This window comes from Oceanipulchritudo coccoides (genome assembly GCF_010500615.1).
Taxonomy (GTDB): Bacteria; Verrucomicrobiota; Verrucomicrobiia; order Opitutales; family Oceanipulchritudinaceae; genus Oceanipulchritudo; species Oceanipulchritudo coccoides.
Genome location: NZ_JAAGNX010000003.1, coordinates 435,359 through 448,243, shown reverse-complemented (window position 1 = coordinate 448,243; position 12,885 = coordinate 435,359). Strand labels below are relative to the sequence as shown.

8 protein-coding genes are annotated in these 12,885 nt (G+C 52.3%); 5 read left to right on the top strand and 3 right to left on the bottom strand.

Annotated elements, in window-relative coordinates; genetic code table 11:
* Positions 1-30 precede the first annotated feature (30 nt).
* The 4 genes from hprK to G0Q06_RS12340 all read left to right on the top strand — a co-directional run bounded on the left by hprK (position 31) and on the right by G0Q06_RS12340 (position 3,720).
* Complete coding sequence (gene hprK, locus G0Q06_RS12355; protein ID WP_163966532.1) at positions 31-996, top strand: HPr(Ser) kinase/phosphatase; 966 nt, start codon at positions 31-33, stop codon at positions 994-996.
* Between the two features lie 432 nt (positions 997-1,428).
* Positions 1,429-2,826, top strand: a complete 1,398-nt coding sequence (gene dnaA / locus G0Q06_RS12350) for a chromosomal replication initiator protein DnaA (RefSeq protein ID WP_163966528.1) — start codon at positions 1,429-1,431, stop codon at positions 2,824-2,826.
* Between the two features lie 50 nt (positions 2,827-2,876).
* A complete protein-coding gene (locus tag G0Q06_RS12345; RefSeq protein WP_163966525.1) occupies positions 2,877-3,311 on the top strand; it encodes a hypothetical protein in 435 nt (144 codons plus the stop codon).
* A gap of 25 nt (positions 3,312-3,336) precedes the next feature.
* Positions 3,337-3,720 carry a VOC family protein gene (locus tag G0Q06_RS12340; protein WP_163966524.1) on the top strand — a complete coding sequence of 128 codons (384 nt, stop codon included), beginning with the start codon at positions 3,337-3,339 and terminating at the stop codon, positions 3,718-3,720.
* 18 nt (positions 3,721-3,738) lie between these two features.
* Here the strand turns inward: G0Q06_RS12340 and G0Q06_RS12335 are convergent, their stop codons facing one another.
* Positions 3,739-7,209 (bottom strand): hypothetical protein, encoded by a 3,471-nt coding sequence (locus tag G0Q06_RS12335; protein WP_163966522.1) that lies wholly within the window; start codon positions 7,207-7,209, stop codon positions 3,739-3,741.
* Positions 7,210-7,236: 27 nt separating this feature from the next.
* Positions 7,237-8,274 (bottom strand): LacI family DNA-binding transcriptional regulator, encoded by a 1,038-nt coding sequence (locus G0Q06_RS12330; protein WP_163966519.1) that lies wholly within the window; start codon positions 8,272-8,274, stop codon positions 7,237-7,239.
* A 185-nt stretch (positions 8,275-8,459) separates the two neighbouring features.
* On the opposite strand from G0Q06_RS12330, the gene G0Q06_RS12325 reads away from it, so the two are divergent.
* Positions 8,460-9,497: a LacI family DNA-binding transcriptional regulator gene (locus G0Q06_RS12325; protein WP_163966517.1), complete on the top strand. Its 1,038-nt coding sequence runs from the start codon at positions 8,460-8,462 to the stop codon at positions 9,495-9,497.
* Between the two features lie 258 nt (positions 9,498-9,755).
* Here G0Q06_RS12325 and G0Q06_RS12320 read toward each other — a convergent pair whose 3' ends face one another.
* Positions 9,756-12,824 carry a TonB-dependent siderophore receptor gene (locus tag G0Q06_RS12320; protein WP_163966515.1) on the bottom strand — a complete coding sequence of 1,023 codons (3,069 nt, stop codon included), beginning with the start codon at positions 12,822-12,824 and terminating at the stop codon, positions 9,756-9,758.
* Positions 12,825-12,885 lie beyond the last annotated feature (61 nt).

Genomic DNA, 12,885 nt, shown 5'->3' with positions numbered 1-12,885 from the left:
TGCTGTTAATTCTTCCAGAGTGAAGGGGTAATGCCGCTCAGAGCCCAGCCCAAGTTTGTCGAAAGTGTTCCTGTTAAAAGTTTTCTTAAAGCGGCAGATGGAGATCTGCACTTGAGTCTAGTCGCAGGGGAGAAGGGCCTGTCCCGGTCAATCCGGGACAAATCAATGAATCGTCCGGCGCTGGCCCTGACTGGGTTCTTCAAGAGTTTTGGTTACAAGCGGATCCAGCTCTTTGGGGCTGGAGAAATGGCTTACATGAGGGAAATTCCCGCCAGCCGACAGTTGGATGTGATGAGCAGGATGGTGGAGAAAAAGATTCCCTGTATTGTTGTCTCGAGGAATCTGCTCCCGACGCCAGCCATGGAAACGATGTGCGAAAAGTCAGGCACGCCGCTTTTCCGGAGTTCCCTCACAACCAAGGATTTCTCCGCCCAGGCGATGCTTCTCTTGGAGGATCTTTTTGCCCCGCAAGTGGCCGAGCACGGGACGCTCATGGATATCAAGGGGATTGGAACATTAATCCGTGGTGAGAGCGGTGTGGGCAAGAGCGAGTGCGCCCTCGCTTTGATTGAACGTGGGCACAGTCTTGTCGCTGACGACCTTGTCTACATTAAACTTGAGAATGAACGCATTCTCACAGGGCGCAGTAGCGAGCTCAATCGCGGTTATATGGAGTGTCGTGGCCTCGGAATCATCGATATCAGCGAGCTCTTTGGCATCCGTTCAGTCCGGCTTTCCAAGGAGATCAATATGGTCATCACCTTTGAGGTCTGGAAACATGGAATGGACGAGGAGCGAACCGGTCTGGAGCATGATGTCTTCGAGGTCATGGGAATCCGCATTCCGCACATCATTCTTCCGGTTCGGCCGGGACGCGATCTTGCTCGCCTCGTTGAAGTTGCCGCCATGGTCCATTCCCTGAAAAAAATGGGACACGACTCGGCAAAGGAATTTAATGACCGATTAATTGCCTTCATGGCAGAGGAGGGAGAGTGAATTATTCCCCTCAGGTACCCCTCAGCCCCGATGATCCGCGGCTCGCAAGAATTGTTTCACAAATTCAACGCTTTTGTACTAAAAGTTATTGGTGGGGAGAGTGTTAATAACTTGTGTAGAAGTATGGCTTGAAAAGACTCATAAGGCATTGGAGACTCATCGTCTCATCTGCCTTCGTAAAAAGGTCATTGCTGCAGATTTCGCTCTTCCACATTCTATTCCTCTTGTCTCCTTACCAAACTAATTTTCTCTAAGTAATTAAACTACAACAATTTACAGATATGCTCTTTCCTAACCAGACTGAATTCCATGAAGAAATTTTTATTTCAAAGATCATTGATAGTGAGGCAGTTACTGCTTCTTTTCCCGTGAGTCTTGGTGTGGACTGCCAGGTCGTTCCCGCAGTGTGAATAAATTGCCATCTGAACGATCATGCCACACTCCTCTGTGACGGAATCCCTCTGGACGGAAGTCCTACAAGACTTCCGAAATTCCCTATCCCAAGACATTTACGCAAATTGGTTTCAGTCGATTGATGCCATTCTTGACGAAAGCGGGACACTTGAATTACGGGCCGCGAACGAATTTGCCCGTATCTGGCTTGAGGATAATTACCTCGAGCTGATCCGGGAGAAGGCCGCGGCCATTGCCGGGGAGGAAGTCATGGTCCGGATTACGGCCCAAGACAGTGGTTCTGTCCAGGTGGCTCCAAGGGAGCCTGTTGATGTTGATTCAGACCGCGGTCGTGGAGGTAAATTTGGCAGGACAGGGCAACGCACACTCCATCCAGCCCGCAACCCATACCTGAATCCGAGAAATACCTTTGATAACTTTATTGTCGGCCCGAGTAACCAGCTCGCTCATGCAGCGGCGACCGCTGTCGCGGACTCTCCGGGAAGCGCCTACAATCCGCTTTTTGTTTATGGGGATACCGGGCTGGGCAAAACTCACCTGATGCATGCAATGGCTCATGCCATTCAGCAATCCAATCCGGAGGCCAAAGTGGTCTACCTCTCCTGTGAGAAGTTCACCAACAACTTTCTGCGGGCAATCCGGGAAAATTCCCTCGATTCCTTTCGGCGCTTCTATCGCAAAGTCGACGTTCTTCTGATTGACGACATCCAATTCCTTGAGGGCAAGGAGCGGACCCAGGAAGAATTTTTCCACACTTTCAATGAGCTCTTTGAAAGCCAGCGCCAGCTCTGCCTTTCCAGTGATCGCCCGGCAAGCGAGATAAACAAGCTCGAAAGCCGCTTGATCAGCCGTTTCCAGTGGGGAATGGTAACAGACATCCAGCCGCCGGACCTGGAAACCCGGGCCGCCATTTTGAAGAAGAAGGCCATGGCCATGGGCTTTGACCTGATCCCCGAGGAAGTTCTCGAATTCCTTGCCAGTCGAATCACGCGGAACGTACGTCGCCTGGAAGGGGCCCTTATCAAGGTGGGAACATTCGCCCGCCTCATCCGCGAGCCTTTGACACGTCGCAAGGCGGAGGAGCTTATCCACGATATCCTTCAAGAGGAGGTCCAGCACCAGATCACCATTGAGCGCATCCAGCGCAAAGTTGTTGAAATGTATGACCTTCGTCTCAGCGACATGCAGAATCGGCGCCGTCCGAGCCATATTGCCTTTCCGCGGCAGGTGGCGATGTATCTGAGCCGACTGCTCACCCATCATCCCTTGAAGGAAATCGGGGAGTCCTTTGGCGGGCGCGACCACGGAACGGTTATCCATGCGGTCAAGACAGTGGAGAATATGATGGAGCAGGACGAAAAGGTCCGGAACTCGGTTGAGTATCTTGTCCGCCAGTTGCGCGGGAACCGTCAATAATCTGGACTCCACAGTTGCCTCCAGGGAATCTTTACTCACCCTGATAGGGTATGAGTTTAACTGATGAGCAAAAATCGTCTGTAGCGGCCTGGATTCGCGAAGGAGCCAGTCTTTCCGATGTACAAAAGCGCCTTGAGACTGAGATGGATGTACGAATAACGTACATGGACTTGCGCTTTCTGGTTGATGATCTCGATCTGGAAATCAAGGCGGTAGGGCCCCAGTTTGATGACCCAAAAGTCGAGGAGGTGGGCTCAGCCCAAGCAGGCAAGGTATCTGTGACGCTCGACAAGGTCACGCGTCCGGACGCCTTGGTAAGCGGGCAGGTCACGTTCAGCGATGGCGTTTCCGCACAGTGGCATCTCGATCAAATGGGGCGACTTTCCCTGAATGCGAAACAGCCCGGCTACAAGCCCTCGCAGGAAGACTTGCAGGATTTCCAAAACGAGCTGCGGCAGGCTGTTGAGAAGTCTGGAATGATGTAGCTGGCAACTGAGAAAGGATCGAATCATGACAACAAAATTCCTCCATACGCGAATTCGGGTCAGTGACCTCGAGCGCTCCATCGATTGGTATTCCCGAACTTGCGGATTTGAAGTGCTTAAACGCAACGACAAGTCACCAGCCGGTAACCAGATTGTTCATCTTCAATTACCCGGGAATGCCCACACGCTGGAGCTGACCTATTCCCCGGACTATACAGTACAAGTCCCGGAGGACCTCATGCATACTTGTATCGGTGTCGATGATATCGCCGAATACTGCGCAAAGCTGGAGGCCGACGGCTTTGAAATCTGGCCAGGAGACTGGAAAGAGAAAGCCGCTGCCAACAATTTCCGGATGGCTTTCCTTACCGATCCCGACGGGTACGAACTGGAAATTCTCGAGAACTGATTGAGTTTCTTTATCCCCTTAGGGAAAGCGAACCCGAATTCGGGCAACTTTCCCCGTGCGGTTGAATATTTCCCGGCTTAACTCCTTGGGAATACGCATGTCGGGTAACTCTTCAACAGTGCCGTCTCCAAGCTCAACGCTGACGCAAGATGAGTCCTGTCCGCTGAGGTAGATGACGGGTACCTGACAGAAGCTGTATGCCAGCGAGCCTGCTGGCAGTTCCTCGGTGATCTCGCCTCCGGTCAATCCCGGCAGGACAAACTCGGTCTTATGATCGAGGAGCTCTTCCCGTGAAAGAAGATCGGTCCGGAATCCAATCAAGCCATCTGCAACATAGACTCCCAGTTCCGCCATGCGTATCAGGAGGTCTTCCTTGACCTGGCCGGTCATCCCGGGTTGCTGTGCTCCCGCCCCTTCAGGCGTATGGGAATACGCATCGGTGGGGATTGCCCCATAAAGGGCGGGGTTTTTGCTGATGCCAATGCCGTCACGCAGGGCACGGTACCGCTCAATAAGCTCCTGAGTGGCCTTTTGCTGATCTCCCATCGGGATGAGCTCCTGGACGGCGAGAACCAGCTTGGAGACCATATGCCAGTAAATGCTGCCCAATCCTTCATAAGCGAAGAATGTTCCGGAACGACCCGTGAAGGCATGGTGATTAAAAGTGTTTTCGAACAATTCCAGAACCGCCGGACCATCAGAGGAGACAAGGTCGGAGAAATCCGGGTTCTCAGCCAACCCATTCAGTACATTCTCCACATCCTGCTTGTTACGGAGTTTTCCGCTGAAGGCATATGAACCCTTCGAACGCTTGCGGACCAGGGATTGGTTGCCTGCCCAGACCAGCTTCAATAGCAGGGGAATGGCATCAATATCCTCCTTGGAAAGACAGTTTTTATCGAGAAAGTCGGGAAGCCTCTTGTTCGGGTACAGGATATAGCTGTCCTGGTCCGCCCGGTAGAGCTCACTTTCCCGCAGGCTCTTCAACAGCTCAAGGGATTCATTTGTATCGAGAATTCCAGCACTCAAGATAGATACTTGCCCTTCAAGCATGACATGCAGGTGGGAAACTTCGATTGCCTTGTCCTCGATCTTGATCAGGTTGTAGGAGTGCCAGAGGGCGTCTTCGCGTTTGTTTTCCCTGAGGCACAATTCCACATGCGCCAAGGCAGACTTGGCGTACTCGAGAATGTCCTTGCCGGTCACCTGGGTCTTCGTTCCTGAAAGCGCATTGTCGTACAGGCTGCCACGAAAATCGCTGGCTGACTGGCCGAGCTTTTGCATGAGGGCAAAGCGTTCCTGAGGTGAGACCTCGCCAGGAGTGGCGGTGAACACGTTAATCTGCGCGGTCAGAAGCTCGCCGAGCTCGCTGGAAAGGGCGTATTCTCCGGATTCGAGGGTTTCGCCGAATTCGGTGATGAGGAATCGCAGGTATCGGGCGACGTACCCCAGCGTAACAACGGAAATCCCGTAGCCGACAAGAGCGTTATTGGCATCGTTCCACTCGGGCCGCTGCGTATTCATCCAAATCCCTCCACTGGGGACAAAGTTCGACAGTTTGGCCATAAGCGGAGCGAGCAACTTCTCCATGAGGCTGACGTTGATGATCGCGCCTTCGCCTCCGTGCATGAGCTTGCCGTCTGATCCCTTTTGCTCGACCCGGGCTTCAATCCGCTTGGCCCACTCCTCGTCATAATCAATCGTTTCCCGAGGATCATTGAGGATTTCCTCATAGGACCGAATCCGGTAAGGGATTTCCGCGTAGACGCATCCTTCCTCACTGAGAAGTCCAGCCAGCCGGTCTGGATGAAAACGCGTTGAAGCTTCAAGCAGACGCAGGAGATAAATAATCTGGTGATCGCCCCAGTAGCCAATGTTGGCCCAGGCATCTCCCGGTTCGAGCTCTTCCCATTCAAACCCTTCCTTGGTCAGGCGATAGGGATTGTAACCATCCGCAGTGGTGGCATTGAGAAACCGGAAAATAGCGGCTTCGAGATATTCCGGATACGAATGGAGCAGGGCTTCCCAGTTTTGGAAAATGTCCCGCCAATTGCCTTGGTAATTGAACCGGGGAGAGCCGTCATCCTCCTTGATCTCAATGCTGAAACGGTTCCAAGGGCGGCTGGGATCACCATGTCGGCGACTGAAACTCAGTGGGAGATATTCCCGGACCAGACGGCGGGCATCCCCATCCGCCTTGCAGAGCGGGTGATCACTGCTCCACGGATCGCGGCAGTGAAGTTTTTCATCGGCCGGAAGCAGTGCCTTGAGGCGCTTGCCCGCCTCCTTGTTGAAACGAGTCACTGTCTTCACCACATCGTCGACCGGTAGCTCGTAACCTGTAATAAGGGCCCCGCCCCGCATGAGGTTGAAAACCGTATTGGAGGTGTGCCTCATGGTGCGGCTCGATTCATTGCTTTTTTGCAATCCATCTGCCTGGCCAAGCATTTTCAAAAGGTTTTCCTGGGTGCGTTCACAATCGGCTTCGATTTCCTCCTGCAATTCCGTCGAAGAGGAGATAAGCTCGAGCAGCTCTTCAATTTCCCCCGGCTCCTTATCCACATCCGCACAGTTGTACCAGCAAGCCGACCCGCCTGCCTTCAATTCATGCCCGTCCAATGTCAGGTAGGAACCGCGCTTCCCCCGGCATTCGCTTTCCGTCTCCAATTTCCCGCCAGCGAGAAAGCTCGAGAGCTGCTGTTCAGAGATTAGATAAAGTGGCTTATCAAGCCCGCATTGCCATGCGATATTCGCTCTCAGGGCCTCCATCGGAGAGGCAAGGTCCGTTGGTTCGGAACTCAAATGGTAAATTCCCATCCCGGCCGGTTCCACCAGCTCGGTTTGCTTGTAGGCGTTGCCAAGAATACTGAACTCATTCTGAAAACGCTGTGCCAATCCCGGAGGAAGAATGTTCTGCAAACCATCCAGGACTTCAATCCGGCGGGGTTTGGTGCTCTCATTCAAAATCTCGACTTTCCTGACAAATCCAAAGCGACCGCTTGGGCGCCAGCTAATCCGGATCAGAAGTCCCAGATCCTTGTTTCGTTCCTCGAGAATGATATGATTGCCGGTCGTATTCTTCTGTAAATGTCGTTCAATACAGGCGCCCCGCTTGCCGTGCTCAGTGAAGGGTTCCCAGTAAGTTGTCGCACCTTCATCCTGGTGGATTCGCACGATCGTCCGGCTGCCAGTGGATGCGGACAAGTCCTCGATCTTGTCCTGGGTGTAGTAGGGCAACAGCGCATGGTCGGGATTTATCCGGCCCGCCGTCAAGGCTCCGGAACTTGTGATGAATAGCCAGTGGTCTGAGTCACTGATCAGGCTCATCAGGAAACTGCCCATCAGGTCTGTTCGCTCAATACGGTACCAAGTCTGTCCGCTTTCTTCCAATACGCTTCCCTTGACCTCCTTTTCAAGATTATCAGTTAAGGGGCAATCGGGAGAAATCGATGAGGGTGGGGTGTTCTCTAGGTGTGTTTTTTTAGTCATAATGTGTTTTCCTTTCGAGCAAAGGGTCTAACCAGTTGCTCTTGAAATGGTTTCCCCGGTTTGGATATCACCATCCACGAGGATGTGTCTCCGGGGAGCGGTGGGCTGTTCGATACGGCGAACTAACTGATGCGTCGCGGATCGCCCTAATTCCTCATAAGGAACCAGGACAGTGGCCACCTGTTTTTGCCGGTGCGGTGGATTGACACCATCAAAACCAGTCACGGAAAGATCTTCCGGAACACGGATGTCTTCAGTGGCAAGGTCTTCAATGAGGGCATATGCTTGATGGTCTGCAGCGCATACTACAGCAGTGATATCGCCGTTTCGGACTTGTTCGGCAACGCGTTGTGCGCACTCTTCGGGCGTTAGCTCCTGTCCGGCGTGAACATTTATCGCAGTGGACTGATTGAATTCCAGTTTCAACCGGAAGAGTGCTTCGACATAGCTGCCAAATCTGCGCATGACCCACGGCGTGTCGACACCGTAGACCCAGCTCATAAAGCCGATCTTACGGTGCCCCTGGTCATGCAGTTGTTTGATAAGCGTATAAATGGCTTCGCTCTGATCCACATCAACGCTGTCAATCAGATCGTGCCGGTAATTCTCAATGATGGAAACGCAGGGCACCTGGTTGGCGATTTCATGTGCCATGACTGGATCAAGAGGATAAATCAGGATGACCCCTTTCCATCCGGTGGAACGGACTCTGCGAAGGATTTTCTGGGAGTTTTTCTCGGCAGGATCATAATAGACAACGTCCAGAACAGATTCGTGGAGGGAGCTCTTGTCGGCAATGCCCCGAAGGACTTGCTGGAAGGTCTCCGAGGGACCACTGAATTGTTTGGGCATGGCAATCAGAACTCCCCAGATGGATGGCTGCGTTGTTGATTCTGATGTGTTTGTCCGCTTGATACGCTGGCTGTAGCCAAGTTTCGCCGCAGTATCCAAAACAAGGGCTTTTGTCTCTGCGTTAATGGCCGGGTGGTTCGCCAGAGAGCGGGAAACTGTCGTTTGTGACAGCTGTAGCATCTCGGCAATTTTGTGCTGGTTGACTCGGCTCATCAGGATTAAAGTTATCTCAGGTATCTCCATCGTGATGCAACAAAAAATTGCATAAATATGCAGTCTAAATTGATGTCTTCACCAACATATCTATTGGGCTGGCGGGCCGACTGGACAGAGGTGATTAAGATGCAACTTCAAGCGATTTCATTGACAGGCGGGACGGGTCAAGCTGAATGAGTTTAATGAATCAGAAGGAAATTGCGGAGAGACTGGGATTATCCCGGACAACAGTATCACGATGTTTTACAAACCACCCGAAAATCAACCCGGAAACCCGGGCGCGGGTATTCGAGCTGGCAGCTGAAATCGGGTATGCGTATTCCCCGCCGAGAAATTTGACACAAAAGCGTCCGCGGGCAGCCGACTCGGTTGCGGTCGTAGCGGGCATTCCTTCAAACGCGGACCGTCGGGTGGGGACCGCGCGGGAGATTCTGGCGGGCATCAGTGAGCGTCTGGCGGCCGAAAAGTTGACCTTAAATGTGAATTACGTTGATCCTGCCGATTTCAATCTCACACCCCGGGCACGCCGGATCCTTCCCGGATTGAGAAATGCAAATCTACTAGGCTTTATCCTTCTCTATCCTTTCAGGGAGGAATCAGTAAGGAATCTAATCAGCAAGTTTCCGACAATTTGTGTATTGAATGATTTTGAGGAGGTTGACGTCGATTGTGTAGGGGTAAATCAGACCTTGGGGATAGTCCGGATGGTCCACCATCTGGTGGAATTGGGCCATCGGGAACTGGGTTATCTCAGCTGGAAGTACACGGTGCCCACCCCTTGGGTAGAAAGGCGGTTTGGGGCCTTTGTGGAGAGTTTATACCGTTTTCACCTGCCATTTCATGGTGACCGGGTGATCAATGTGCATCGCGAAGGGCAAATTGAGGTGCCGGAAGTTCTCCAGAGGGCGAAGAAAATGATCAGCGAAGGCGTGACCGGAATTGTTTGCGCTGCCGATCACCAGGCCTACCCCCTCATCAAGGCTCTCCGGGAAGATGGCATCCGCGTGCCGGAAGATGTTTCCATCACAGGATTTGACGGGGAAGTTCCCACTGAGGGATTACCCCAAATGACCACTATCCGGACGCCTTTCCGGGACATCGGTGTATCCAGCGTGGTTTCTCTTTTGAGGCGAGTGACACACCCATCAGCTCCCAGACGGCATATTATGGTCGCGGGTCGGCTGATTGCTGGAGAAACAACGGCCCCTCCCAGAAAATAAAAATTTCCCCTCGCAACCGGCTATTTCATAAACTGGCAACGGAATTTATTTGCAGGATTATTCATTGTTCTGTGCGCGCAGATTGCTTGTGCGGGATCGTGAACCGTGTTTCATCAAGGGAGGGAGTGGGGCATCCCGCCTGTTCCTATAAATGTTAGGCGAAGGCAAGATTGTTGCGACGGCCAATTTCCCATTTTTAGTGGAATAAAAAAAGGGCGGGATTTGCATCCCGCCCTTTTCAGATCCTATTCGAATCGCTTAGAAAGTGACTCCGAAGTTGATCTTCCAGGAAATCCCGGGTGCCCAGATGTAACCATACTGGTCTTGGTCATCGAGGAAGTTGTCCACATTCAGCTGGAGGAAGGCATCGTATGAGTCGCGGACCCATGAATACTTCGCCATCGCATTGAGTGTCAGACGCGCGTCGGTGACAGCCTTGATGGTGGTTCCGGTCTCATTCTGTTTCTTCTGTCCAGCCGAGGTAAATGCGGAGGCGTATTCGCGCTCGCTTTCCCACTGGCCACCAAAACCGATTTCCAACCCGCTGAACAGGCTGTCTTCAAGGAAGGTGTAATGGGCCCACCAGGAAACGACATCCTCAGGAGTATCATCGAGTGATTCTCCCTTGCCCCAGCCAACACCGGTCCAAGAGGATGTATCGGTGTTCGGGAGGTATGGACCGTCTCCGCCTGGATAGACCAGTTCAACAGGTGCGCCACCAAGTCCCCAGTTTGCGTTCGGGAAGAACCAAGTCGCCCAGCGGTCTTCATTACCCTCAACAAATGGTGTTTGTACAAAAGCACCTGGATCGATGACTTGCCGTTCAACATGAGAGTAGTTTAAGATAATCTGCAGGTTCTCGAGCGGGCTCATGATAATTTGAGCTTCCCAACCATCCGATTCATCGGAAATGGATTGGTAATAACCCTGGTCGGAGCGGTCCTCACTTGCAGTGTTGACCTCCTCGTCGTCCAAGCCCTCGTACAGGAATCCAAGCCATGGATCGAGATCCTTGTTGGGGTCATCCAGGGGAAGCAGAAAAGCGTCCTGCAGTTCCCGGAAGATGGCATCAAGCCACGCAGCTCCCTCAGGTGTCGAGGCATTCAAATAGGTGAATGTACCGTCATCATTTGACTGCGTATAAACAGCTCCTTTCGGACCTGATCCTGTCGCTGCTTTCGCAGCAAGCCATTCGGCTTCAGTTGCCCTTTGATAAGGATTGATGATTTCCCCGGTATCCGGGTCCCTGTTCGCGATGTCCGGGTTGACGCCGTCCAAGCGGTAAATGATGTCATCAGATGGTCTGAACTGACCATGCACAGGAGCTGGGGCCCACCAGTAACGGAAAGGCAGACCTTCGCGCTGGATATTGAACTTGCTGATAGTACCGGCAATACGCCCGTCGAACAGATTGAACTTGAAACCGTATTCGGTGGCATCGGCAACCGTGGAATCCAGAGCAATGCCGTTTCCATCACGCTCACCACCAAAGTTTGGCTCAACACCTTCCGATTGCAGGGCGAAGAGAGTGAATCCTTCGATGACTTCAACGCTGATACCAAACTGACTGGTCTGCTTCTTCACCTCTGAGTCTTCAAAAAACTGACGACCCTGACGTGATCCGATCACCTCACCAAATCCATCCTTGCTTTGGGTCGTATCTTCACGAATACCGGCAACGAGGAAGAGGCGATCATCGAAGAAACGGCCGGAATAAACACCATACATGCCAACATTCTCAGCCGTATTGCCATCAATACGCAGGGGTTCGTAGGGCAGACTGGGGGATCCGTCCCAGATTGTGTCGAAACGGATGTAGCTTTCGTCGGTCGGATCCTTGTACATGAAGTCATCCGTCGCCCCATTAGACCGGTAGGCAGTGTTCTCGTAGTCCTGACTTTCAAAGGAGTAGCCGAGAAGGATGTTGTGTTCGGACTCGAGCCACTTGTTTCCTTCGAAAATGCGGTCGCTAAAGTTCAGCTCGTGACGATGTTGAAGCCAGTCGATCTGCTCATCCGAACCGACCCAGTTGTACTGGAAAACGCCGTCATAAACAGGCACAACCGTATCACTGTTTTTACCATCAATAACCTGACGGGCAAGGAAGCCACGGCCATTGGCCTGCATGTCATCAAGAATGACCTGAGCTGCATCAGCCCCGCTACCCCTGGAGATACCGCCAAAGACGTCACGGGTGACAAAATTCACCCTGGAGTAATTGAGACCACCATTGTAATACAGGTTGTCGAGGATCTTGACCTCAACCGAGAAATTCGCGTTTTGCGATTCTGTATCGATGAAGGTATCCGGACCTGACCAACGGAAAGTGCGGGGGTCGCGCGTAAAGTCGATCTGACCATTGTCATTCAGGTCCTCTCCGGGATCCAGAACTTGGTTGGCGTTCTTGTCTTCCGAGAATTCCAGGAAGCCAAAGGTCTCCAGTCGGTCAGACTGGAAGATGTTCACGCCTTCAAGGGACGGAGTCCGAACACTGCGGAAGCTGACACCGTTCTCATCGGCTTTTCCATACTCATAATCGAGAGTCAGCTTGATGCGGTCAAAAATCCGCCATTGCAAAACGGGAGCAATGAAGAAGTGATCCTCAGTATTGATATCGGTCCAGCTTTCACGATCCTCGATGGCCATACTCAGGCGATAGCCGAGATTTTCGAGAAAAAGGGGGCCTGTGCTGTCTATGGATGCACGCTGGAAACTATCTGAACCAACCCCAATGCTGAAATTCTGCTGGAATTCGGGAAGAGGGGTTTTGGTGACATAATTGACCACACCTCCGAAGTTCCCGACCCCGTAGAGGAGGGCACTGGGTCCGCGAACTACTTCGATACGGTCAATGTTAATCGTATCGGTGGCATGTTGCCGCCGAAAACCGTTTCGGAGAGTGTTCTCCAGAACAAATCCCCGAATTTTGAAGGAGGAATCGCTCTTGTTGCCGGTCGCCCCTTCAGGGTTGTTGATTTGGCCGACATTGCTGGTTGATCCGTAGGCATCATTCTGGGACTGGAGGAGAATACCCGCACTGTACTTCAGGGAATCCCGAAGGTCAGTGGCGCCGGTGTCCTCGATAAATTCTGACGTGACCACCTCGATGGTCAAAGGCATGTCCTGGATCGGAACACTGATACGTGATCCGGAAATGGCATTTGAGGCGTAGTAACCCTTGTCGCCACTGGTCTCGACTTCAAAGGGTGAAAGTTCAAATACAGGATCATTTGAACCGGCATCATCCTGTCCAATGGCGGATCCCGTTGATAGGACCGTGGCCAGGAACAAGCCGAGCAGTTTGTAATGGGGTGAGTTTGTTTCCATTTTTCTAAGTTTGTGGTGTTTCAATCAAGAGAGGGTAAGAGGGGAGGGCTAAAAAAAAGAG

What these genes read in the sequence shown, in the direction of transcription:
- dnaA (WP_163966528.1), top strand. Translation starts at nt 1,429, where the DNA reads ATGCCACACTCCTCTGTGACGGAATCCCTCTGGACGGAAGTCCTACAA.
- hprK (WP_163966532.1), top strand. Translation starts at nt 31, where the DNA reads ATGCCGCTCAGAGCCCAGCCCAAGTTTGTCGAAAGTGTTCCTGTTAAA.
- G0Q06_RS12330 (WP_163966519.1), bottom strand. Translation starts at nt 8,274, where the DNA reads ATGAGCCGAGTCAACCAGCACAAAATTGCCGAGATGCTACAGCTGTCA.
- G0Q06_RS12335 (WP_163966522.1), bottom strand. Translation starts at nt 7,209, where the DNA reads ATGACTAAAAAAACACACCTAGAGAACACCCCACCCTCATCGATTTCT.
- G0Q06_RS12325 (WP_163966517.1), top strand. Translation starts at nt 8,460, where the DNA reads ATGAATCAGAAGGAAATTGCGGAGAGACTGGGATTATCCCGGACAACA.
- G0Q06_RS12345 (WP_163966525.1), top strand. Translation starts at nt 2,877, where the DNA reads ATGAGTTTAACTGATGAGCAAAAATCGTCTGTAGCGGCCTGGATTCGC.
- G0Q06_RS12320 (WP_163966515.1), bottom strand. Translation starts at nt 12,824, where the DNA reads ATGGAAACAAACTCACCCCATTACAAACTGCTCGGCTTGTTCCTGGCC.
- G0Q06_RS12340 (WP_163966524.1), top strand. Translation starts at nt 3,337, where the DNA reads ATGACAACAAAATTCCTCCATACGCGAATTCGGGTCAGTGACCTCGAG.